This is a genomic window from Acidisoma sp. L85 (assembly GCF_009765865.1).
In the GTDB taxonomy this organism is placed as follows: domain Bacteria; phylum Pseudomonadota; class Alphaproteobacteria; order Acetobacterales; family Acetobacteraceae; genus Acidisoma.
Map to the genome: position 1 here is coordinate 1 of NZ_LMUQ01000069.1, position 901 is coordinate 901.

The following is a 901-nucleotide window of genomic DNA, read 5'->3' on the forward strand; positions in this document are numbered from 1 at the left end:
ATCTCACCGCGGTTTTGCACCGCCTCAAGGTCGCCGCGGCCGTAATGCGCTAGACCAATGTCGAGGGTCTTTCGCGCCACGGACTGGCGGACCACGTCAGCGTGGCGGTCGAGCTGATTGCGAATAGCGGTTCGGATGAAGTCTGTCCGGTTCGAATAGAACCCATCCTTCACCATCAGATCGATATGGCCGAGATCGACGTAACCCAGGTTGATCGTGATCTTCTCGCTATCGGCTGTCTTAGTCCGTATGTCATGCACTGTGCCCTTGATTGCTCTCCCATCCAACTGGATGGTATATGGATGGCCAGCGGCGGGCGTCAAGGGAGCTGATAGAGGCACTTATGTTCCGCTATGACAGGGTCGTGCCATGCGTCGCCTAGAGCGGGGCCCGGTCAATTCCCGCGTCGGCGGGTCGATCTGACCAAACGCGGTACCAAGCGCTTCGACTATTGCTGGACCCTCACGCCGTCACCAGCGTCACGCCTGGGTCTAGCATTGAACCCCGAGCCCAATCGGTGGGTGGGTTGATGCCCTTTTCCTATGCGAAAAGGCTTATCAGTGTAGCGCGACAGAATTGATGGCCGGCCGCATTGCCTCACCTGAAATGTTACCGGGGTCCTACCCGTTGCGTCATCTGACATGCTCCCGACCGGGGTTCACCGGCGGTGACGAGCATGAGGCGGGTCAGCATGGCAACGCGTGATGAGTTAGTGGCGGCCCTTATTGAGCGGTATGCTGGGTGCAACCGCACTGAACGGAGCCTCATTCTCGATGAATTCGTAGCGGTAACGAAGTTTCACCGAAAGCACGCAACGCGGCTGCTGCAGGGGGGAAGTCGCGGACGTCCTTCGGGGCCTCGCCCAGGCCGGCGCATCTATAATGACGCCGCCCGCGAGGCT

General features: G+C 59.6%; 2 pseudogenes. One reads left to right on the top strand and one right to left on the bottom strand.

Features of this window, described 5'->3' with window-relative positions:
- Positions 1-341: pseudogene (locus GSQ83_RS23420) on the bottom strand (hypothetical protein); the annotation flags it as partial.
- Between the two features lie 350 nt (positions 342-691).
- Here GSQ83_RS23420 and GSQ83_RS30105 point away from each other — a divergent pair.
- Positions 692-901: pseudogene (locus GSQ83_RS30105) on the top strand (ISNCY family transposase); the annotation flags it as partial.